Origin of the sequence: Mycobacterium sp. ITM-2016-00318 (assembly GCF_002968285.2) — a bacterium.
Lineage (GTDB): Bacteria > Actinomycetota > Actinomycetes > Mycobacteriales > Mycobacteriaceae > Mycobacterium.
The window spans coordinates 1,359,531-1,379,223 of sequence record NZ_CP134400.1 but is presented as its reverse complement, the minus strand read 5'-3'; the positions used below and the strand labels follow the sequence as shown (position 1 = coordinate 1,379,223).

Below are 19,693 nucleotides of genomic sequence, written 5' to 3'. Positions count from 1 at the left end.
GAACACCACATCACCGAGGTCAGCGACCCGCGCGAGATGACCATCGACGAGCCGGCTCACCAGGGCGTCGAGGAGATCAAGATCGTCAAAGGTCAGCCGAGCACCGAGGAACTCGCCGCCCTCGTCGCGGTGCTGAGCGCCGCTGGAGGCGGTCGGATCGAGTCGGGCCCGCAGGAGCTCAATCTGTGGGGCCATCCGGTGGACAAGCTGCGCTTCTCGCCCATCAGCTGGCAGCTGGTTACCCTCAAGGAGCGGACACACATGCGCCGATGACGCGGGTGGTCCTCGCGTCGGCCTCCCCCGGCAGGCGAATGGTGTTGCGCCAGGCAGGGATCGATCCCGTCGTGGTGGTCTCCGGCGTCGACGAGAACGCGGTCATCGCGGCGCAAGGCACTGACGCCGACCCCGCGGACGTGGCGAATGCGCTCGCCGCCGCGAAGGCCGAGCACGTCGTGGCCGACCTCGAACCGACTCTGGCGTCGGATTGCGTTGTGATCGGCTGTGATTCGATGTTGTTTGTCGACGGCGCCCTGCGCGGCAAGCCGCAGTCGATCGATGAGGCGCGGCGGCAGTGGGAGTCGATGAGCGGAAGCCCCGGCATCCTGCATTCCGGCCACTGTGTCATCCGGCTGCGCGACGGCACGGTGACCCACCGCGAAGTCCAATGCGGCACGACCAGAGTTCATTTCGGTACACCGACGGACGACGAGCTGACGGCGTATCTGGCCAGCGGCGAGTCGCTGCGGGTGGCGGGCGCCTTCACGATCGACGGCCTCGGCGGCTGGTTCGTCGACGGCATCGACGGCGATCCGTCGAACGTGATCGGCCTTTCGCTACCGACGATGCGCACACTTTTCACCCGTGTGGGGCTCTCGATCGGCGGACTCTGGGCTGACAACCCGCTGTAGGCTCGTGTTGTGCCACTGCCTCCAGATCCCGATCCCAGTCTCGCCTCGTACGCCCACCCGGAACGGCTGGTCACACCCGACTGGCTGTCGGGAAATCTCGGCAGGCCGGGGCTTGCCGTCGTCGAATCCGACGAAGACGTTCTGCTCTACGACACCGGCCACATTCCCGGTGCGGTGAAGATCGACTGGCACACCGACCTCAACGACCCACACGTGCGCGACTACATCGACGGCGCGCAGTTCGCCGAGCTGATGAACCGCAAAGGCATCTCACGCGACGACACGGTGGTCATCTACGGCGACAAGAGCAACTGGTGGGCCGCCTACGCGCTGTGGGTGTTCACCCTGTTCGGCCACCCCGACGTGCGACTTCTCGACGGCGGGCGCGACCTGTGGATCTCCGATGGCCGCGACACCACGCTCGACGTGCCGAACAAGCAGACCACCGGCTACCCCGTGGTGCAACGCGATGACGCACCGATCCGGGCATACAAGGACGACGTGCTCGCCATCCTCGGCGCGGAACCGCTGATCGACGTCCGTTCCCCGCAGGAGTACACCGGCGAGCGCACCCACATGCCGGATTACCCCGAAGAAGGCGCGCTGCGCGGTGGTCACATCCCGACCGCGCGCTCGATCCCGTGGGCGAAGGCCGCACAGGACAACGGCCGGTTCCGCAGCCGCAAGGAGCTCGACGACCTGTACGGCTTCCTGCAGCCCGACGACAAGACCGTCGTGTATTGCCGTATAGGTGAGCGGTCCAGCCACACGTGGTTCGTGCTGACCCACCTGCTCGGCAAAGAGGGCGTGCGCAACTACGACGGCTCGTGGACCGAGTGGGGCAATGCGGTGCGGGTGCCCGTCGCCGTCGGAGAGGAACCAGGCGCCGCGCCATGAGCATGCCTGCGCCGCTGGCCGAGGTGGTGTCGGACTTCAAAGAGGTCACCGGCCAGGACAAGCTGCAGCTGCTCCTCGAGTTCTCGGGCGAGCTACCTCCGCTTCCCGCCGACCTCGAGGAAGCGGCGATGGAGCCGGTGCCGGAATGCCAGTCACCGCTGTTCCTGCACGTCGACGCCGGCGACCGCGGCCACGTCCGGCTCTACTTCAGCGCACCGCCCGAGGCGCCGACGACGCGTGGCTTCGCCTCGATCCTCGCCCAGGGGCTCGACAAGCAGTCCGCCGACGACATCCTCGCCGTGCCCGACGACTTCTACGGCGAGCTCGGCCTGGCGGCGTTGATCAGCCCGCTGCGGCTGCGCGGCATGTCGGCGATGCTGGCCAGGATCAAGAAGCACCTGCGCTGACGAACAACGACGCCGAGCGCTCATCGTCGTACGCTTATCGACGCTGAAACCGTACCCAGGTGAGCGCTCGCGCTGCTGCTTGGCATCGAGATCCGCGGTACTTCCCAACCCGCCGCGCGAGGGTCAATTGGGGTCGCCGCGGCGCTGGCGCTTAAACTGCGCGGGATACATTCTTAAAGACGTTTCTTAGACAAGCGAAAACTGAAGTCGACCAGGAGGCGCAGTGCCCAGTCACGCCAGCTCACGCATCCAGAAGGTGCTGGTAGCCAATCGCGGAGAGATCGCCGTCCGGGTGATCCGCGCGGCCAGGGACGCCGAAATCCCGAGCGTGGCCGTGTACGCCGAACCCGACGCCGACGCCCCACACGTGCGGCTCGCCGACGAGGCATTCGCGCTCGGCGGCCAGACCTCCGCGGAGTCCTACCTCGACTTCGGCAAGCTGCTCGACGCAGCCGAGAAGTCGGGCGCCAACGCCATCCACCCCGGATACGGATTCCTCTCGGAGAACGCCGATTTCGCGCAGGCGGTGCTCGACGCCGACCTGATCTGGATCGGGCCGAGCCCGCAGTCGATCCGCGATCTCGGTGACAAGGTGACTGCCCGCCACATCGCGGCGCGCGCAAAGGCCCCGCTGGTTCCCGGCACTCCGGATCCGGCGAAGGACGCCGACGAGGTCGTCGCGTTCGCCAAGGAGTACGGCGTGCCGGTGGCCATCAAGGCGGCATTCGGTGGCGGCGGCCGCGGCATGAAGGTCGCTCGCACCATCGAGGAGATCCCCGAGCTGTTCGACTCGGCCACCCGCGAGGCCGTCGCGGCGTTCGGCCGCGGTGAGTGCTTCGTCGAGCGCTACCTTGACAAGCCGCGCCACGTCGAAGCACAGGTGATCGCCGATACGCACGGCAACGTGGTGGTCGCAGGCACCCGCGACTGCTCGCTGCAGCGCCGCTTCCAGAAGCTGGTCGAGGAGGCGCCCGCGCCGTACCTGACCGACGCTCAGCGCAAGGAGATCCACGAGTCCGCCAAACGCATCTGCAAGGAGGCCGGCTACTACGGCGCGGGCACCGTCGAGTACCTCGTCGGCCAGGACGGCCTGATCTCGTTCCTCGAGGTCAACACGCGTCTTCAGGTGGAGCACCCGGTCACCGAGGAGACCGCGGGCATCGACCTGGTCCGCCAGCAGTTCCGCATCGCCAACGGCGACGCCCTCGACATCACCGAGGACCCGACGCCGCGCGGCCACTCCATCGAATTCCGCATCAACGGCGAGGACGCGGGCCGCGGCTTCCTGCCCGCCCCCGGCCCCGTCACCCGGTACGAAATCCCGACTGGCCCTGGCGTGCGGCTGGATTCCGGTGTAGAGACCGGTTCGGTGATCGGCGGACAGTTCGACTCGATGCTGGCCAAGCTGATCGTCACGGGCGCGAATCGCCAGGAGGCGCTGGAGCGCTCGCGCCGCGCACTCGACGAGTTCATCGTCGAGGGTCTGGCCACCGTCATCCCGTTCCACCGCGCCGTGGTCTCCGATCCGGCCTTCATCGGCGACGACAACGGCTTCACCGTGCACACCCGCTGGATCGAGACCGAGTGGGACAACCAGATCGAGCCGTTCACCGGCGGTGAGCCGATCGACGAGGAGGACACCATCCCGCGTCAGACGGTCGTCGTCGAGGTGGGCGGTCGCAGGCTCGAGGTGTCGCTGCCCGGCGACCTGGCCGTCGGCAACGGCAGCGGCGCGGCCGCACCCGGTGTCATCCGCAAGAAGCCCAAGCCCCGCAAGCGTGGTTCACACGGCGGTGCGGCGGCCTCCGGCGACGCGGTGACCGCGCCGATGCAGGGCACCGTGGTGAAGGTCGCCGTCGAGGAGGGTCAGGAAGTCGCCGCGGGCGACCTCGTGGTCGTGCTCGAGGCGATGAAGATGGAGAACCCCGTCACCGCGCACAAGGACGGCACGATCACCGGCCTTGCGGTCGAACCAGGGGCTGCCATCACGCAGGGCACCGTGCTGGCCGAGATCAAGTCCCCGGAGTAGTTCAGTCCGGCGTCACCAGACTGCGCTGCTGCAGCGCGGTGCCGAAGTACGTGGCGTCCCTGTCGACGACGACGGCCTTGTTCTCGCCGCGCCGCGCCAGCGAGTCGCGGGCCATCTGCTCGAACGAGATCTTCTGCGGCCCACCGATGTTGACGCAGCCGTTCAGCGGCTGGGCAGCCGCGGCGCGGGTGAGGACCGAGACCACCTTCCAGGTCGGGATCGGCTGGATCAAGGCATCCGGCACGTGCACCTCGTCGCCTGCGGCCAGCGAGTCGGTGATCTGATCGGTGAACTCGTCGAACTGCGTGGCACGCACGAACGTGTAGGGCAGACCCGAACCGGCGATGATCTTCTCCTGAGCGACCTTCGCGCGCATGTATCCGCTGCCGGGCAGTTCGTCCTGCCCGACGATCGTCAACGCGACGTAGTGACCCACGCCCGCGTCCTTCGCGGCCGCCGTGAGGGTCGTGGTCGAGGTGATGAAGAAGTTCATCACCGCGGCGTCCTCGAACGACGGTGAGTTCACCACGTCGACCACCACGTCGGCGCCGTTCACCGCATCGGCCACTCCGTCACCGGTGAGGACGTCGACCCCGGTGCTGCGGGACGCGGCGACGACCTCGTGCCCTTCGGCGGTCAGCGATTCGACGAGCTGAGTTCCGATCAGGCCGCTTGCCCCTATCACCGCGATCTTCATGCCTACTATTACCTCCCGTGGACCCGGTGGAAATCAATGCCGGCTCTTGGTATCTGCGCGGCGCGCGTTCGGATACCCGCTACCGGTGGCACGTCTGTGAACCCATCACGGGTGACGTGGTCGCCGAGGTGACCCTTGACCCGAATACGGCAACGCTGTCCTCCGTCGGTGACAACACCGAAGCGATCGAGGTGGCGGAGCGGGCGGTGCGCGGCTTCGCCGCACAGGCGCTCGGCATCACGGTTGCTGATTGACGTCGATATCGGCGCCGGTCGCAAGGTCGGCGCAGTCCAGGAGCACCACGTCGTCGCGGGAGCGCAGAAACGGCCGCGCGCCCTCGTCACCGTGCAGTGTTCCGAGGAGTTCATTCCAGTGCCGACGGCCGATGACGACGGGATGGCCCGGGCGCTGCCCGTAGCGGGCCCGCGCGATGCCCGACCGCGAGGCCCGCGCGGCGTCCAGCACGCGGCGGACGGTATCGGCGCCGATATCGGGGGTGTCGACGGTCAATACGGCGGCATAGTCGGCCGGTCCGGCCTCGAGCACCGAGATCCCCGCCCGCAACGACGCGCTCATCCCCTCCGCCCAGTCGGCGGCCACGACCGGCCGCGCGGGTGCCGGCACGTCGACGACGGCGGCTCCGAGTACCACGACGATGTCGTCGCACCCGCCGTCGTGAAGGGCGGCGACCGTGTTGCGAAGCCATCGCCCCTCTGACGCGAGCACCTTCGGCATGCCGAAACGGATGCCCGCACCCGCGGCGAGGACGATGCCGCCAACGCGCGTTGTCACGCCATCAGTGTGACCGACGCTTGCGCGAATCGGCTAACTGCTTTTCGTATTCGGTATTTTGACGAACTCGTCATCGGTGCAGTGGAAATCTAAGCCGAATCGCCGCGCTGACCGGGCTTTATGAGAGTGCGGTTTCGTGATTGACAGAACCACTACTCATGGGCGTAGGGTTTACACAAGGTTGAGTTCGCAGCCGAGGGATACGTCATCGACGTGCAGGATGTGGAACTCCTGCAGCGATGGGCTTTGAGACTCCAGGGCCTTGAACTTTGGCGTGATCCACAGTTCGAAAATTCTTCGACTGATGGAGTCACAAATCATGTCTACTGCTATCACCACTAATCGTTCCGTCGACCGTCGGGACAGCAGCACAGCGTCGTTCACGACACGGTGGCTGCAACCGTCGGTCGCGGTGATCACCGCCATCGGTGAACTCGACGCGTCCAATGCCCAGGAACTCGTCGACTACGCGCTCCGCGATGCGGACCGCACCCGGCGACTGGCGCTCGACCTGACCGGTGTCGACTTCTTCGGCACCGCAGGCTTCTCCGCGCTGCACACGCTGAACGTCCGGTGCGCGGGCGCCGGTGTCGAGTGGGTGCTGGTGCCCAGCACCGCTGTGAGCAGACTGCTCCGCATCTGCGATCCGGATTCGACGTTGCCGTTCGCGGCCACGATGTCGGCGGCGCTGTCGCAACTTCAGGCTGACCAGCGCCGGTTACTGCAACTGGTCACGGAGCCGCGCTAGCGATTTCGCCAGAAGCCGCGACACATGCATCTGTGAAATGCCGACGCGTTCGGCGATCTGAGTCTGGGTCAACGATTCGAAGAACCTGAGCAGCAGCACGGTGCGCTCACGTTCCGGCAGGGCTTCGAGCAAGGGGCGCAGAGCTTCTCGGTTCTCGATCTGATCCAGGCTGAGATCGACGTCGCCGAGGGTGTCGGCGATCGCGGGCGCGTCCTCGGTGCCACTCCCACCGCCGCTGTCGATCGACAGCGTGTTGTAGGAGCTGCCTGCGACCAGACCCTCGACGACCTCGTCGCGGTCCATGCCGAGTTCGGCGGCGAGTTCGGTCGGGGTGGGGGCACGACCGAGCCGTTGCGACAGCTCCGCGGTCGCCGCGCCGAGGCGCAGGTGCAGTTCCTTGAGCCGGCGCGGCACCTTCACCGACCAGCTGTTGTCGCGGAAGTGCCTGCGCACCTCGCCCATGATCGTCGGCACGGCGAAGGACACGAAGTCCGAGCCGGCGTCGACGTCGAAGCGGATCACGGCGTTGACGAGGCCGACACGGGCGACCTGAACGAGGTCGTCGCGCGGCTCACCGCGCCCGTCGAACCGTCGAGCAATGTGGTCGGCCAGCGGAAGGCAGCGCTCGACGATCCGGTCGCGTTGCCGGACGAACTGAGCGGAGTCGTCCGGCAAGCCCTGTAACTCGCGGAACATGTCGGCGACATCCGCGTATTCAGAGTTCGATCGTGACGAACCCTGGGACCGCTGCGGACTCACCTGAGCGAACTCGCTCGCCTCGTCGTCATGGATATGCCGAACAACCGGCCCTCTTCGGCGCCCCGGCCGTCGTGGAAGGTTTTCACTTCATCGGTCAGCGAGCTCAGCACATGCCAGCTGAAGCTGCCCGGAGTCAGGATGTCCTGGCTCTTGCATGTGGTCGACGCCTCGACCACCACCTCGGTATCCCGGGGGTGGACGACGAGCACAAGTGTCGAGTCCGGCATGGCCGACCGGATCAACCTCGTGCAGGCTTCGTCGACAGCGAGTCGGAGGTCGGACACCGCGTCGAAGTCGAGATCCTCGAATGTGCCGATGGCGGCGACGACGGTGCGCACCACGGCAAGATTTTCCAGTTGCGCCGAAACGCGGACCTCGACTGGACGATCACCGCGTTGGTGACCGTTGTTGTTGTGCTCGTCCGCCATAAAACCTCCCGGCAATGTCGCCCCGACATTACTCCAAGTGATATCCCAGCTAACCACCGGAGTACCCGACAATCTGACACGTGTGATGTGACTTTCGGCGGGGTAATAACGCTGGATGAACGCCTTCCAGCTGTCGCGCCGCGCGCCGATGATGCAGTGACATCGATGTCTGATACCCAACCTGAGCGAATCTGTAACGGCAGGCCTACATGCGGCTGCGCCGAAGCCTAGTGAGCGGCCCCGGACTCAGCCGAGTCCGGCGCGGGCGCGGATTCTCCTATCACGACCCAGACGGCAAACCCATCAGCGACGAGGCGACGCTCACCAGAATCAAGGACCTCGTCATTCCGCCTGCCTGGAAGAAAGTCTGGATCTGCCCGTATGAGAACGGCCACATCCAGGCCGTGGGAACCGACGCCGCGGGGCGCAGGCAATACCTCTATCACGAGAAGTGGCAGGAGGAACGCGCCGAGGAGAAGTTCGACCGGGTGCTGGAGATGTCGAAGTCGTTGCCCGAAATGCGCAGACACATCGCGGCTGACCTGCGCAGGCGCGGACTCGACCGCGAACGGGTGCTCGCCCTGGCGCTGCAACTCCTCGACCTCGGGTACTTCCGGGCCGGCGGCGAGCAGTACGCCGAGGAGAACAACTCCTTCGGCATCTCGACGCTGCTGTGCGAGCACGTCTCGCTGCAGCGAGAAGCGGTCGAGTTCGACTTCCCCGCCAAGAGCGGGGTCCGCCGCACGCTGCTGATCGACGACCCCGAGGTGGTGCGTTCGGTGCGTGCGCTGCTGCGGCGGCCGAACAGAACCGATCGCTTCCTGTCGTGCCGTAGCGCGAACGAATGGCGCGACATCCACTCCGACGATCTCAACGCGAGGTTCAAGGAACTCGTCGGCGCCGAGTACACCGTGAAGGATCTGCGAACCTGGCACGGCACGGTGCTGGCGGCCGCGGCCTTCGTCGACACCGATCCGCCGGTGAACAAAACCGTCATCAAGCGGGTGGAGTCCGCGGTGATGAAAGAGGTTTCCGAAGAGCTGGGCAACACGCCCGCCGTGGCCCGCAGTTCGTATGTCGACCCTCGGGTTGTCGAGGGCTACGAGAAGGGCCTGACCATCGCCGCAGGCGTGCGGCGGGCCGACCGCGTCAGGAACGCCGGTGAGAAGCAGGCCATTCTGGAGGACAGCACCGCACGGCTGATCCGGAAGGTGGCGCGCGGCTAGAAACCGCCGGGGACGCCGTTACCGATATAGCGCAGCCCGGCGTCGGTGATGACCGCGGCGTCGAGCAGGTTGCGGGTGTCGAGCACGACCGCGCCGGGTGCCTGGTCGGCGATCGCCGACCAGTCCAGGTCCCTGAACTCGGGCCATTCGGTCAGCAGCACGATGGCGTCGGCGCCCTTGGCGGCCAGGTAGGCATCATCGACGGCGACGATCGAGGAGTGCCGCAACGCAGCCGGATCGATCGACGCCAACTTCGGATCGAAGCCGGTGATCTGGGCGCCGGCCCGGATCAGCTCGCCGCAGATGGTCAGCGCGGGCGAATCACGCACATCGTTGGTGCCCGCCTTGAACGTCAGCCCCAATGCGGTCACCCTTGCCGTCCGCAGCGGAACACCCATCGCGCGGTCGAGCGTCGCAGCGACGCGGCCGGGTTGGGCGGCGTTGGTCTCGCATGCCGCCGCCACCTCGGCCAACTCGACACCGTTGGACCGACCGCTGTGCAGCAGCGAGGCGGTGTCCTTGGGCAGACACGAACCACCCCAACCGGGACCGGGTGCCAGGAAGTGACCGCCGATGCGGACATCGGCTCCCATGCATCGGGTGACGTCGTCGATGTTCGCCCCCACTTGTGCGCAGAGTCGTGCCAGCGAGTTCGCATACGAGATCTTCACGGCCAGAAAGGCGTTGCTCGCGTACTTGGCCAGTTCCGCACTCTCGGGGCTCATCTGCAGCGTGTATGCCCCTGCGCTGCCGCACAACTCGGCCACCGTCGTCGCGGCGCGCCCGCCGTCGGCTCCGACGATGATTCGGTCGGGATGACGGAAGTCGTAGATGGCGTGTCCCTCGCGGAGGAATTCCGGGTTCGCGACGACGGAGATCCCTGTCTCGTGCAACCGCTGCGCGACTCGTCGCGTCGTTCCGACCGGAACAGTCGATTTCAGCGCGATGACAGCTCCAGGACGCAGCACCGAGGCGAGCTCGCCGACGGCAGCGTCGACGAAGCTGAGATTCGTCGACCCGTCGGCCGCGCTCGGAGTCGGAACGCAGACGAAAACAACGTCACGGTCGGCCAACTCCGCGTAGTCGGATGTGAAGCGCAGGTCTCCCGACCGGAGTCCACGCACCAGAAGGAAGGGCAGTCCGGGTTCGTCGAGCATCGTGGCGGCTCGGCTCAGACTGTCGACTTTGGCGACATCGACATCGACACACACCGTGTCGTGCTCGGTTTCGGCAAGGCAGACAGCGGTCGTCAACCCGACGTAGCCCGCGCCGACAACACCAACACGTCGTCCTGTCATGCGCACTCCCGAAGAACTTCCCGCGTCGCTTCCAGTACCCGCGCCACGGTGATGAGCAGCAGACCCGGATCGGGCACCTCGGCGTGCGGATCACCTCTGTCGCCCGCCCAGACGGCGACATGTGGCCCATTGCCACGCGGTCCCCACCACTGCGGCGGCGTCGGTCCGAACAGCACCACAGACGGTGTTCCGGTGGCCGTCGCGATATGACCGACGCCGGTGTCCCCGCAGACGAGGAGCTTGCAGTCGTGAATCAACGCGACCATATCCATCAGGTCCAACAAGCCTGCCAGCACAGCGGTTTCGGGCAGCCCCGCCTGCCCGGCCACCGAGTGGGCCAACTCCAGTTCGCCTGCGCTTCCTGTGATGACGACGTCGTTGCCCTGTGCGACGAGTGCGGAAGCCACCGCGGCGAACCGATTGGCAGGCCATCGCCGTGCCGCCGCCGCCGCGCCAGGATGTATGACGACCGTGCCGGAGCGGTCGGGGTGACCGGATGGCCGGGCGAGACCCAAGTCGTTCGGACCGCAGGGGATGCCGAACCATTCCAGCATTGCGCACCACCGGTCGACCTCATGCATGTCGGACCGCCATGGCGGACCCGCCAGGTCGGAGTGGTCCTGGTGGCGGTGGCTCAGCAGTGTCCCTGGAGCCAGCGCCCGAAGGTCGGCGATGCTTTCCGGACCGCTGCCGTGCAGGTTCACCGCCATGTCCGGCGGAGGACGCAACGGTGGCAGGGCGCCAAGTCCGGCGGTGGGCAGCACCTCGTCGATCGCTTGGCTGTGCATCGCCAGCGAGCGCAGCGGTTCCGGCGTGGCGAGGACGATGTTCGCATCGGGATAGGCGTTGCGAAGTCCGCGCAACGCCGGAATCCCGGTGAGCAGGTCACCGAGCCCGAGGGCGCGAAGGACGACGATCGTCCCGCGCGTCATGGCCATGAAGACTCCGTCGACGAACACACCACCAATTCGCGCACCTCGCACCCCGCCGGCTGCATCAGTGCGAAGACGACCGTCTCCGCGACGTCTTCGGGCTTGTTCAGTTTCGCGTCCGGCGGCGGCTTGTACTGCTCGGTGCGACCGTCGAAGAACGGCGTGTGCATTCCGCCGGGAATCAGTGTCGTGACACCGACTTCGCCGGCGAGCTCGGCGGCGAGTGCCCTGCTGAACCCGACGACCCCGAACTTCGAGGCGCAGTACGCGGTGGCGTCGCTGACCGCCTTGATGCCCAATGTCGAGGCGCACGTGACGATTCGGCCGCCGGTCGTCTTCAGGTACGGCAACGCGGCCCGGATGACCGCGGCGGTGCCCAGCAGGTTGACGTGGATGACCCGCTCCCACTCCTTGGCCGCGACGTCGTCGAGCTTGCCGCACGAGTCGATGCCCGCGGCGGTGAACACACCGTCGATGCGGTCGCCGACCCGATCGGCGAGGGCGCGCACCGCCGCATCGACCGCGGCGGTGTCGGCGAGGTCGGCCGGCTCGAACGCGATGTCCCCTTCGACGTTTCGCTGGTCGATCACCAACGGTGTACCGCCGTGGCGTGCAACTGCTTTCACGGTCGCTGCGCCGAGGCCGGATGCGCCCCCGGTGATGAGGATGTTGCCCAATGTCATGATTTGGCTCCTTTGACTGAAGATCATGACCGCGCCGCTGCGATCAGTTTGGATGAGGAGTAGCCCGCCACCGTGGGCAGTAGCACGACCTCACCGCCGTGCCTTCGCACCACCGCGGCCTCTGGCAGATCGGCCTCCACGTAGTCACCGCCCTTGACCCACACGTCGGGCCGAAGCTGCTCCAACGCCGTCTCGGGCGAATGCTCGTCGAAGATGATCACCTCGTCGACGCATTCGAGTGCCGACAGCACCCGCGCACGGTCCGCTGCGGCCATCACCGGCCTCGTCGGCCCCTTCATAGCCCGAACCGAATCGTCGGAGTTGAGCAGCACCACGAGGGCATCGCCGAGTTGGCGGGCCTCGTGCAGCAGACGGACGTGACCGGTATGCAGCAGGTCGAAGCATCCGCCGGTGGCCACCAGCCTGCCGCCCCTTCGACGGACGGCCTCCACGCCACCGGCCGCGTTGCCGCTCCCCCGCGCACCCACCGGCGCCGGGCGAGATACCCCGACGGCACCGCCCGCCGCGATGAAATCCGTTGCTGCGCCGACGGCGGCGGTGACCGCTTCGTGCGCATCGGCGTTCTCGGCGAACGCCAGCGCGGCCGCGACGGCGAACCGGTCCCCCGCACCGCAGGGATCACCGGCAGCCGACACCCCGTGTGTCGGGACATGCACCGACCCGTCACCTGTGGCCAGAAGGGCACCGCTCGCGCCCATGGTCACCGAGACCGCTCGGGCAGACCACTGCTGCAGCAGCGACGCCGCCGACGCGTCCTGTGCTTCGGCCTGGTTCGGCGTCACCAACCAGCAACCGGGAATCGGCGACGCCCCCCGCGGATGTGGGTCCCACACCACCGGAATGTGTTCGCAGGCCCGGGTGAGTGCCTCGCGGATCTCCGGATGGGCGGCGACGCCACGGCCGTAGTCCGCCACGCAGATGGCGCGGGCCTCCTCGAGCACGTCGACAGCGCGCCGCGGAAGCGGCTCCGTTGCCGCGGTCCCGTCACCGTGGTCGAGGCGCAGCATCGACTGACCCCGCGCGCGGATTCTCGTCTTGCACACAGTGCTTCCGTTCAGCGGCAGCGCAACGACGTCCACCCCCGCCTCGTCGAGGAGTTCGCGGAGCGCGTGTCCGTCGGCATCATCGGCGAGCGCCGTCACCAGCACCACGGGGGAATCGGTGCGCGCCGCCAGTACCGCGGCCAGTCCGGCGCCCCCCGGGCGGCGCCAGACCCGATCGGTGTCGACGACCGGCACCGGCGCTTCCGGGCTCAGCCTGCTCGCCGAGCCCTCGACGTCGACATCGAGCATCACGTCGCCGATGACGACCAGCGGCCTAGGCACTGTGCCTCCCCTCGCCGATCAACACGTCGTCGATCGCGATGCACAACGCGTGCACGAGCAGAAGATGGATCTCCTGCACTGTCGCCGTGGACTTCGCCTCGACACAGACCGCGTCATCGCACATCGCCGCCAACGGGTTCGGCGCCGGACCGGTCAGTGCCCAGGTGGTCAGGCCACCCTCGTGCGCGGCCTTGACGGCGGTCAACACATTGCTGCTGGTACCGCTGGTGGATAGGGAGACGAGCACGTCGCCGGGTCTGCCGTGTGCACGCACACCGCGGGCGAACACCTCGTCGATTCCGTAGTCGTTGCCGATGGCGGTAAGTGCGGAGGTGTCGGCGTGCAACGCGATGGCCGACAGGGGGGCTCGTTCGTCACGGAACCGGCCGACCAGCTCGGCGGTCAGATGTTGCGCCTCGGCGGCGCTACCTCCGTTGCCGCAGGCGAGTAACCGCCCGCCGCCGGTCAACACGCCGGCAAGCTGCCTGCCCCAGAGTGCGAGTCGCGAAGCCTCGGGGCCGATGCGGCCCACGGCCTCACCCAATGCCTGCATGTGGCTGTGGATCATGAGTTCTCCTCCAATCGAGCGACCGCGGCGAGCAGTTCGGCGTCGGTGATGCCGTCCAGACACGGGTGGCCGGCCACCGGGCATTCGCGGGCCCGGGTCAGCTGGCACGGTGCGTCCTGGTCACCGAGCCAGATCACGTTGTGCCCGTACGGCAACCACTGCGACGCGGGCACAACGGGCGCGAAGAGCGACACCACCGGCACGCCCACCGCTGCGGCCAGGTGCGCGGGTCCGGTGTTCGGTACGACGACGACCTGCGCGCAGGCGTAGACCGCGGCGAGTGTCGCCAAGGTGGTATGACCGCCGAGGTCGACGGCCACGTCACCCGCGACCTCCGCGGTCAGGCTCTTCTCGTCGGGCGCGCCGGTCACGAGAACCCGGTAGCCGCTGCCGACGAGGGCCCGCACCATTGCGGCGCTGCGATCGGCGGTCGGTCGCCGCGCCGGGACCGCGGCGCCGGGATGAAAGGCGACAAACGGTGCGGCCGTGACGATGTCGGCAAGGTGGGCGGCAGGCCCAGGAGATTTTATCCGCAGCGCACCGTCGTCGCCGCTTGGCAGCGGAGCGCCGCCCGCGCGGGCGAGCGAGAGCGCCCGCTCCGGTTCCGGAATCCCGTCGGGCACGCGGTGTCGCAGGTCGAGAAGCGTGCCGGGATAGTCCTCGCAGATCGCACCGACCCACGGCGCCCCTGCCATGCGGCAGATGAGGGCGAGCGGAAGCGGTGACTGGTGAAACGACGTGAAGATGTACACCCGGTCCGGCCGAATGTCGCGCAGCTGCTTGATCAGTGCATCAACGTGTCCAGCAGTGAGTTCCGGCGAGTCGAAGTCGACCCACGGCGCCTGCCACTCGATCACCTCGTCCACCGAGGGCAGCAGCTCCGCGGCCTCGCGGCCACGTGGCCCGCACAGGAAGGTCACCGAGTCGTTGGCAGCCGCGATTGCTCGCACCGCGGGCCCGGTGATGAGCACATCACCGGCGCTGTCGAGTCGGGCGACGAGGGCGTGGCTCATCGGCACTCCCTCAACACCAGTGACACCGCGGCGGGAAGATCGGCGGCGACCCGCGCGCGCATCTGCGCGTCACTGATCTCGTGACGCAGGGTGCGTTCGGTCGGAACCAGCACCGCATCGGCGCCTGCCGCGAGCGCGGCGTTGACGTCGCCCCCGGTGTCGCCGATGACCACGCACCGCGTCGCATCCACGCCGAGTGCATCGGCCGCGGCCACCACCATCCCCGGCGCAGGCTTGCGGCAACCGCAGCCGTCGCCGTCATCGTGCACGCAGACCTGCCACGCGTCGAACGGGCCGAGAACCTCGTCCACCCGTGTGTTCACCGCAGCCAACTCGTCGTGGGTGATCAAACCCTTCGCCACACCGGATTGGTTGCTGACGATACCGAGCAGCAGCCCGCGGTCCCGTAGCTTTCGCAGAGCGTTGGATGCACCCGGAACCGGTGTCACTCCGTCCGGATCGTTGAGGTACGGGTGGTCCTCGATGATGGTGTCGTCACGGTCGAACAGCACGGCCAGCGGCGGATCCCCTCGCGCGGAGCGGAACTCCCACTGGCCGCGGATCCGGTGAAACACCGCCACCGGCGGAATGAGAACACTAGTCACCACCATGCATGCGATCTCGGCGATCGTCCGCGGGCCCGCCAGTATGCGCCGCACCGCGAACTCCGCCGTCAAGAGCGCCCACAGGATGAAAGCCCGGGCGGCCATGCGCCATTGTCCCGTGACGATGAGCGCCACCGCCCACAATGCTGCGGCCGTCGTCACCGCGTGGCCGGGGACGCGGCCCCGGCCTTCACCCACCTGCTTGCGCCACGCGGGTCCGTGCTTGCGTCGCATCAACGCGTTGTCGCGGTTACCGACTTGAGCGCGCACGCTGCTGAGCCATGTCGACGGAGCGACCGGATGAGTCGACCGTCGCTCACCGTCGACGATCAACCTGCCTCCGCGGGTGATTCGCAAGGCGAGGTCGGAGTCCTCCCGGTAGGCCCGTGGGAACCGCTCGTCGAAACCGCCGACGCCGACGAGCGCCGAGCGCTCGAACATCATGTCGGCGGTGATCCACAGCGCTCCGCCGAGCCGTTGCGTGCGCCGTTCGTCGTCGGTTGCGCGGCGCCCGGCAACCACGGGAACGTCGATGACGGCCTGCGATCCGACGGCTCCCACCCGCTCCGCGTCCGCGATGTCGTCGGCCGCAGCTGCCAGCCAGTTCGACTGCGGAACAACGTCGTCGTCCAGGAAGCAGATCCAGCGCGCCTTGGTGCTGCGCCAGCCGGTGTTGCGTGCCGCGGCGGGGCCCCGACCACCGCTGCGAAGCACCCTGACCGGCAGGTGGGTGGATACCCGCAGCGGCGGTGTGGCGTCTGCTCGGTCGTCGACGACCACTATCTCCGACGGCTGTGGACCCGACGAGCCGTCCAGTTCAGCGAGCAGACGATGCAGCGACTCCCGCCCGACGGTCGGGATGACGATGGCGAAATCAACTGTCATCGCGGCCTTCTCACGATGAAGGGACCGATCGCGAGCATGTCGATGGGTGAGCTGCCGAAGCACTCGAGCGCATCGCGTGGGCTGTCGACCATGGGGCGGCCCGCGGTGTTGAAGCTCGTGTTCACGACGACCGGCACCCCGGTGTGCTTCGCGAAATGGCTGATCGTTGCGTGCAACAGCGCGTGGCTCTTGTCGACAGTCTGGATTCGGGCCGTGCCGTCGACATGCGTGACGGCGGGAATCCGCGACCGCCACGTCTCTGCCACGTCGTGGACGAACAGCATGTACGGGCTGGGGATGGGGCCGCCGGAGAAGATCTCGTGCGCCGACTCGGCGAGCACCATGGGAGCGACCGGCCGGAACTGCTCGCGACCTTTGACGGTGTTGAGCCGTTCGAGGTTCTCGGGGTGGCGTGGGTCCGCCAGCAGCGAGCGGTGCCCCAGCGCCCGAGGTCCGTATTCCGAGCGCCCCTGGAACCATCCGATCAGCTGATTGTCCGCGAGCGCCTTACCCACGGTGGCGGCGAGATCTTCCGGGCGCTCGTAGGTGACCGCAGCCTCGTTCAGTGCGGCGGCGATCTCGTCGTCCGACCAGCCGCGGCCCAGCGCCGCCGATGGCATAGGGGCGATCGGCTCGCCGGCCTCGCCCGCCACGGCCAGCGCCGCGCCGAGCGCCGTACCGGAGTCACCCGCGGCGGGCTGCACCCACACGTCGTTGAACCCGCCTTCGGCGTAGATCTTGGTGTTGGCCACGCAGTTGAGCGCCACTCCACCTGCCAGACAGAGGTTTTCGTGGTCGGTCCGGCTGCGCAGCCAGCCCACCAGGTCCAGCAGGACCTCCTCGACCACCCGCTGCACGCTGCATGCCAGGTCGAAATTGTGCTCGCCGCGGGGACTGAAGGACTCCCAGTCGACCGGCTCGGTGCGAAATCCGCCGTCGCCTGTGGCGTACACCCGTTCTTGCAGGTGCTGGAAGTATCGCGGCTTCCCGTACGACGCCATGGCCATCACCTTGTACTCGTCGCTGGACCGCTTGAAGCCCAGGTGCTGGGTGAGGTCCTCGTAGAAGAGCCCGAGGGAATGCGGCAGTTGCTGCGTGGCAAAGACATCGAGTTTCAAGTCCCGGTATTCGCCTGCCAACATCGACGTCCGTTCACCACGTCCATCGATCGCGAGCACCGCACTGTCCGGGTAGGGCGACGCCAGCGACGTCGAGGCGGCATGGGCGACGTGATGTCGGACATAGCGCACAACGCCCGGGTCGAGGCCCGGCAGGGCGGTCTGCAGGAAACGTGGTGCGCGTTCGGCGTACAACGTTCGCAGATACTCCCAGTCACGATCCAAGCCGGCGAGATCGTCTGTGCGCCCGTGCATCAGCCGCGGGTCGTAGCTGTAACCCACCGCGTCCAGCTGTGCCGGCTCGAGGCCCGCCTGCGACAGGCACCAGCGCGCCGACTCGACCGGCAGCTCCCACGTCGAGAACGGCACCGCCGACTTCCCGTGCTTACGACGGGTGAACCGCTCCTCCTCCGCGGCGGCGACCACCTGCCCGTCGACGACGAGCGCGGCCGCCGAGTCATGGAACACCGCGTTTATGCCGAGGATGCGCATGACCGCCTCCTGAACCAATCGATCGTCTGCGCTAGGCCCTCTCGGTAGGGCACGCGCGGCTGCCAACCCAACTGCTCCGTCGCGAGACTGATATCGGGACACCGTCGGCGCGGATCGTCCTCCATCGCGGGCCGGTGTTCGATCGGCGATGCGCTGCCCGCCAGATCGCGGATGGTCTCGGCTATCTGGAGTACGGACAACTCCACCGGGTTACCGATGTTGATCGGCCCCGGTCGATCGGAGCGCGCCAGCTTGACCAGTGCGTCCACCGTGTCGTCGACGTAGCACAGCGAGCGCGTCTGCTTGCCGGTGCCGTTCACCGTGATCGGCTCACCGTTCAGCGCTTGCCTGCAGAAGGTGGGCACGATGCGGCCGTCGTCGGACCGCATGCGTGGGCCGTAGGTGTTGAAGATCCTGGCCACTCCTATATCGGCTGACCGCCCGCGGCTATAGGCGAAGGTCAGCGCCTCCGCGAATCGCTTCGCCTCGTCGTAGACACTGCGCGGACCGGTCGGATTGACGTTGCCCCAGTAGGTTTCTCGTTGCGGGTGTTCGAGGGGGTCACCGTAGACCTCGCTCGTCGAGGCCAGGATGAGGCGGGCATTGCACCGTTCGGCGACGTCGAGGGCGTTGGCCGTGCCGATCGCACCCGCGCGCAGCGTCTGCACGGGTAACCGCAGGTAGTCGAGCGGCGACGCGGGCGAGGCGAGGTGAAACACCGTGTCGGGCGCTGGACGCAGTGGCAGCCCGGTCGACGGGTCACTGATGTCGTGGCGGACGAAGCGGTAGCCGGGGCGGTCCTGCAACAACGTCGCCGCACTCGGCGCACTGGTGGACAGGTCGTCGACGCAGATGACCTCGGCGCCGTCGGCGAGCAGGCGCTCACAGAGATGACCGCCGAGGAAGCCGGCGCCCCCGGTTAGGAGAGCGAGTCTGATCTCACGCATCGGCGTTTCCCCGTCCCGCCCGCGGGTAGCCAGCCAGGTCATGCGGACCTCGTTCGTGATCGCCAGCCGTAACCGAGCCGCCGAGCTCACGACGACGATCACGCGTCTGCTCAACACCACGCAATGCCCGATCATCGCCGTGGACAACGGCTCCGAGGACGACTCGGTTGCGGTCATCCGTCGCTTCGCGCGTCATTCGGAAGGCCGCGTACTGGCGATCGAGCTGAAGGCGAATCGGGGCGTGGTCGCGCGCAACATCGGCGTCGCGGCATGTCGCACTCCGAATGTCGCCTTCTGCGACGATGATTCGTGGTGGGAGCCAAGTGCTGTGAAGATCGCCGAGGGCATCTTCGACCGGTACCCCACCGTCGGCCTGCTGGCCGCGCGCACCATCGTGCTCCCCCAGCACCGCGACGATCCGATGGTTGCCGAACTTGCCAACAGCGCATTGGGCCGACGGCCGGACCTGCCGGGTCCATCGATTCTGGGCTTCATGACGTGCGCGGCGATCGTGCGCAAATCCGCTTTCGTCGCCGCGGGGGGCTTCAGCGAGCTGCTGCACTTCTACGGCGAAGAGCAGCTGCTGGCGATGGATCTCGCCGCGCGCGGCTGGGAACTGTGTTACTGCCCTGAGCTGACCGCCTACCACCAGCCGTCCGCGGTCCGCGGCAGTTCGTCGGCCCGCAAGGCCCGCGAACTCCGCAACGATGTGCTGACCACATGGCTGCGCCGCCCGATGGGGCACTGTCTCAAGGCCACCGGCAGGCTGTTCGCCGCGGCGATGCGTGACGGCGAGCACGCCCGCGGTGCCCTGCAGGCGGTGGCGCGCCTGCCCGCGGTGGTCAACCTTCGCAGGCCGCTGCCCGCCGGGGTCGAGCGGGCGCTCAGGCGCGTCGAGTCCGGTTGACTGCACAC

22 protein-coding genes are annotated in these 19,693 nt (G+C 67.6%); 9 read left to right on the top strand and 13 right to left on the bottom strand.

Annotated elements, in window-relative coordinates:
• Positions 1 to 36: 36 nt before the first annotated feature.
• The 5 genes from C6A82_RS06690 (at position 37) to C6A82_RS06670 (ending at position 4,241) form a co-directional block, all read left to right on the top strand.
• A complete protein-coding gene (locus tag C6A82_RS06690) occupies positions 37 to 273 on the top strand; it encodes an acyl-CoA carboxylase epsilon subunit (RefSeq protein WP_105347006.1) in 237 nt (78 codons plus the stop codon).
• Positions 270 to 908, top strand: a complete 639-nt coding sequence (locus C6A82_RS06685; RefSeq protein ID WP_105346991.1) for a nucleoside triphosphate pyrophosphatase — start codon at positions 270 to 272, stop codon at positions 906 to 908. The genes C6A82_RS06690 and C6A82_RS06685 overlap by 4 nt, the downstream gene beginning before the upstream one ends.
• 9 nt (positions 909 to 917) lie before the next feature.
• On the top strand, positions 918 to 1,805 hold the full coding sequence (locus C6A82_RS06680) for a sulfurtransferase (protein WP_105346990.1): 888 nt from the start codon (positions 918 to 920) through the stop codon (positions 1,803 to 1,805).
• Positions 1,802 to 2,212, top strand: coding sequence for a SufE family protein (locus C6A82_RS06675; protein WP_105346989.1), 411 nt, complete (start codon positions 1,802 to 1,804; stop codon positions 2,210 to 2,212). Before C6A82_RS06680 ends, C6A82_RS06675 begins: the two co-directional genes overlap by 4 nt.
• 223 nt (positions 2,213 to 2,435) lie before the next feature.
• Positions 2,436 to 4,241 (top strand): acetyl/propionyl/methylcrotonyl-CoA carboxylase subunit alpha, encoded by a 1,806-nt coding sequence (locus tag C6A82_RS06670; protein WP_105346988.1) that lies wholly within the window; start codon positions 2,436 to 2,438, stop codon positions 4,239 to 4,241.
• Position 4,242: 1 nt separating this feature from the next.
• Here C6A82_RS06670 and C6A82_RS06665 read toward each other — a convergent pair whose 3' ends face one another.
• A complete protein-coding gene (locus C6A82_RS06665; protein ID WP_105346987.1) occupies positions 4,243 to 4,938 on the bottom strand; it encodes an SDR family oxidoreductase in 696 nt (231 codons plus the stop codon).
• Positions 4,939 to 4,955: 17 nt separating this feature from the next.
• On the opposite strand from C6A82_RS06665, the gene C6A82_RS06660 reads away from it, so the two are divergent.
• On the top strand, positions 4,956 to 5,192 hold the full coding sequence (locus C6A82_RS06660) for a hypothetical protein (protein WP_105346986.1): 237 nt from the start codon (positions 4,956 to 4,958) through the stop codon (positions 5,190 to 5,192).
• Here the strand turns inward: C6A82_RS06660 and C6A82_RS06655 are convergent.
• The gene (locus tag C6A82_RS06655; RefSeq protein ID WP_105346985.1) at positions 5,176 to 5,730 is read right to left on the bottom strand and encodes an NTP transferase domain-containing protein; all 555 of its coding nucleotides are present in this window, start codon (positions 5,728 to 5,730) and stop codon (positions 5,176 to 5,178) included. The two genes, C6A82_RS06660 and C6A82_RS06655, sit on opposite strands and share 17 nt — an antisense overlap.
• 319 nt (positions 5,731 to 6,049) lie before the next feature.
• Between C6A82_RS06655 and C6A82_RS06650 the strand changes: the two genes are divergently transcribed.
• Positions 6,050 to 6,478 (top strand): STAS domain-containing protein, encoded by a 429-nt coding sequence (locus C6A82_RS06650; RefSeq protein ID WP_105346984.1) that lies wholly within the window; start codon positions 6,050 to 6,052, stop codon positions 6,476 to 6,478.
• Here C6A82_RS06650 and C6A82_RS06645 read toward each other — a convergent pair.
• Together C6A82_RS06645 and C6A82_RS06640 are read right to left on the bottom strand one after the other, a co-directional pair.
• On the bottom strand, positions 6,449 to 7,174 hold the full coding sequence (locus C6A82_RS06645) for an RNA polymerase sigma factor SigF (protein WP_396836802.1): 726 nt from the start codon (positions 7,172 to 7,174) through the stop codon (positions 6,449 to 6,451). The two genes, C6A82_RS06650 and C6A82_RS06645, sit on opposite strands and share 30 nt — an antisense overlap.
• A gap of 59 nt (positions 7,175 to 7,233) precedes the next feature.
• Positions 7,234 to 7,665, bottom strand: coding sequence for an ATP-binding protein (locus tag C6A82_RS06640; protein WP_105346982.1), 432 nt, complete (start codon positions 7,663 to 7,665; stop codon positions 7,234 to 7,236).
• Between the two features lie 209 nt (positions 7,666 to 7,874).
• On the opposite strand from C6A82_RS06640, the gene C6A82_RS06635 reads away from it, so the two are divergent.
• Positions 7,875 to 8,891 carry a DNA topoisomerase IB gene (locus tag C6A82_RS06635; protein WP_105346981.1) on the top strand — a complete coding sequence of 339 codons (1,017 nt, stop codon included), beginning with the start codon at positions 7,875 to 7,877 and terminating at the stop codon, positions 8,889 to 8,891.
• On the opposite strand, the gene C6A82_RS06630 is transcribed toward C6A82_RS06635, so the two are convergent.
• Genes C6A82_RS06630 through C6A82_RS06590 form a run of 9 tightly spaced genes read right to left on the bottom strand, consistent with a single transcriptional unit; the run spans position 8,888 to position 18,820 of the window.
• Positions 8,888 to 10,189: a UDP-glucose/GDP-mannose dehydrogenase family protein gene (locus C6A82_RS06630; RefSeq protein ID WP_105347005.1), complete on the bottom strand. Its 1,302-nt coding sequence runs from the start codon at positions 10,187 to 10,189 to the stop codon at positions 8,888 to 8,890. The two genes, C6A82_RS06635 and C6A82_RS06630, sit on opposite strands and share 4 nt — an antisense overlap.
• Positions 10,186 to 11,121: a glycosyltransferase family 9 protein gene (locus C6A82_RS06625; protein ID WP_311101724.1), complete on the bottom strand. Its 936-nt coding sequence runs from the start codon at positions 11,119 to 11,121 to the stop codon at positions 10,186 to 10,188. Before C6A82_RS06625 ends, C6A82_RS06630 begins: the two co-directional genes overlap by 4 nt.
• Complete coding sequence (locus tag C6A82_RS06620; protein ID WP_105347003.1) at positions 11,118 to 11,804, bottom strand: SDR family oxidoreductase; 687 nt, start codon at positions 11,802 to 11,804, stop codon at positions 11,118 to 11,120. The genes C6A82_RS06625 and C6A82_RS06620 overlap by 4 nt, the downstream gene beginning before the upstream one ends.
• 23 nt (positions 11,805 to 11,827) lie before the next feature.
• Complete coding sequence (locus tag C6A82_RS06615; RefSeq protein ID WP_233217041.1) at positions 11,828 to 13,150, bottom strand: PfkB family carbohydrate kinase; 1,323 nt, start codon at positions 13,148 to 13,150, stop codon at positions 11,828 to 11,830.
• Complete coding sequence (locus C6A82_RS06610; protein WP_199193869.1) at positions 13,143 to 13,718, bottom strand: SIS domain-containing protein; 576 nt, start codon at positions 13,716 to 13,718, stop codon at positions 13,143 to 13,145. The genes C6A82_RS06615 and C6A82_RS06610 overlap by 8 nt, the downstream gene beginning before the upstream one ends.
• Entirely contained in the window at positions 13,715 to 14,731 is a 1,017-nt protein-coding gene (locus tag C6A82_RS06605; protein ID WP_105347002.1) for a glycosyltransferase family 9 protein, read from the bottom strand. Before C6A82_RS06605 ends, C6A82_RS06610 begins: the two co-directional genes overlap by 4 nt.
• Positions 14,728 to 16,221, bottom strand: a complete 1,494-nt coding sequence (locus C6A82_RS06600; RefSeq protein WP_105346980.1) for an HAD-IIIA family hydrolase — start codon at positions 16,219 to 16,221, stop codon at positions 14,728 to 14,730. The genes C6A82_RS06605 and C6A82_RS06600 overlap by 4 nt, the downstream gene beginning before the upstream one ends.
• Entirely contained in the window at positions 16,218 to 17,831 is a 1,614-nt protein-coding gene (locus tag C6A82_RS06595; protein WP_311101723.1) for a carbamoyltransferase C-terminal domain-containing protein, read from the bottom strand. The genes C6A82_RS06600 and C6A82_RS06595 overlap by 4 nt, the downstream gene beginning before the upstream one ends.
• Entirely contained in the window at positions 17,813 to 18,820 is a 1,008-nt protein-coding gene (locus tag C6A82_RS06590) for a UDP-glucuronic acid decarboxylase family protein (RefSeq protein ID WP_105343187.1), read from the bottom strand. The genes C6A82_RS06595 and C6A82_RS06590 overlap by 19 nt, the downstream gene beginning before the upstream one ends.
• Between C6A82_RS06590 and C6A82_RS06585 the strand changes: the two genes are divergently transcribed.
• Positions 18,819 to 19,685 (top strand): glycosyltransferase family 2 protein, encoded by an 867-nt coding sequence (locus C6A82_RS06585; protein ID WP_105343186.1) that lies wholly within the window; start codon positions 18,819 to 18,821, stop codon positions 19,683 to 19,685. The two genes, C6A82_RS06590 and C6A82_RS06585, sit on opposite strands and share 2 nt — an antisense overlap.
• Positions 19,686 to 19,693: the final 8 nt, after the last annotated feature.

Coding starts and splice junctions, on each gene's coding strand:
- C6A82_RS06690 (WP_105347006.1), top strand. CDS start 37: ATGACCATCGACGAGCCGGCTCACCAGGGCGTCGAGGAGATCAAGATC.
- C6A82_RS06685 (WP_105346991.1), top strand. CDS start 270: ATGACGCGGGTGGTCCTCGCGTCGGCCTCCCCCGGCAGGCGAATGGTG.
- C6A82_RS06675 (WP_105346989.1), top strand. CDS start 1,802: ATGAGCATGCCTGCGCCGCTGGCCGAGGTGGTGTCGGACTTCAAAGAG.
- C6A82_RS06665 (WP_105346987.1), bottom strand. CDS start 4,938: ATGAAGATCGCGGTGATAGGGGCAAGCGGCCTGATCGGAACTCAGCTC.
- C6A82_RS06650 (WP_105346984.1), top strand. CDS start 6,050: ATGTCTACTGCTATCACCACTAATCGTTCCGTCGACCGTCGGGACAGC.
- C6A82_RS06645 (WP_396836802.1), bottom strand. CDS start 7,174: ATGTTCCGCGAGTTACAGGGCTTGCCGGACGACTCCGCTCAGTTCGTC.
- C6A82_RS06640 (WP_105346982.1), bottom strand. CDS start 7,665: ATGGCGGACGAGCACAACAACAACGGTCACCAACGCGGTGATCGTCCA.
- C6A82_RS06635 (WP_105346981.1), top strand. CDS start 7,875: ATGCGGCTGCGCCGAAGCCTAGTGAGCGGCCCCGGACTCAGCCGAGTC.
- C6A82_RS06630 (WP_105347005.1), bottom strand. CDS start 10,189: ATGACAGGACGACGTGTTGGTGTTGTCGGCGCGGGCTACGTCGGGTTG.
- C6A82_RS06625 (WP_311101724.1), bottom strand. CDS start 11,121: ATGACGCGCGGGACGATCGTCGTCCTTCGCGCCCTCGGGCTCGGTGAC.
- C6A82_RS06620 (WP_105347003.1), bottom strand. CDS start 11,804: ATGACATTGGGCAACATCCTCATCACCGGGGGCGCATCCGGCCTCGGC.
- C6A82_RS06610 (WP_199193869.1), bottom strand. CDS start 13,718: ATGATCCACAGCCACATGCAGGCATTGGGTGAGGCCGTGGGCCGCATC.
- C6A82_RS06605 (WP_105347002.1), bottom strand. CDS start 14,731: ATGAGCCACGCCCTCGTCGCCCGACTCGACAGCGCCGGTGATGTGCTC.
- C6A82_RS06600 (WP_105346980.1), bottom strand. CDS start 16,221: ATGACAGTTGATTTCGCCATCGTCATCCCGACCGTCGGGCGGGAGTCG.
- C6A82_RS06595 (WP_311101723.1), bottom strand. CDS start 17,831: ATGCGCATCCTCGGCATAAACGCGGTGTTCCATGACTCGGCGGCCGCG.
- C6A82_RS06585 (WP_105343186.1), top strand. CDS start 18,819: ATGCGGACCTCGTTCGTGATCGCCAGCCGTAACCGAGCCGCCGAGCTC.
- C6A82_RS06590 (WP_105343187.1), bottom strand. CDS start 18,820: ATGACCTGGCTGGCTACCCGCGGGCGGGACGGGGAAACGCCGATGCGT.